The 255-nt window shown below is 62.4% G+C and carries 1 protein-coding gene; it reads right to left on the reverse strand.

The window, feature by feature from the left end:
- On the reverse strand, positions 1-255 hold a 255-nt coding region (locus K3G39_RS20625; RefSeq protein WP_220628049.1), incomplete at both ends, for an ATP-binding protein.

Below are 255 nucleotides of genomic sequence, written 5' to 3' on the forward strand. Positions count from 1 at the left end.
GGTGCGTCAGCCCAAAGTCGTCGAGTATCAGCAGGTCCGTCTTGGAGAGCTTCTCCAGGAACTTATAGATGGTGCCGTCCAGGCGGGCCATCTTGGTGCGCAACAGCAGCTTCTGCACGTTGTAGTAGGCTACTTTGTAGCCCTGGGCACAGGCCTGGTGCCCCAGCGCCGAAGCCAGGAAGCTCTTGCCGCAGCCAGTGGCCCCGCTAATGAGCACGGACTCTGCCTTGGCCAGGTACTCCCCGGTGGCCAGGC

This window comes from Pontibacter sp. HSC-14F20, assembly GCF_019599265.1.
GTDB lineage: Bacteria > Bacteroidota > Bacteroidia > Cytophagales > Hymenobacteraceae > Pontibacter.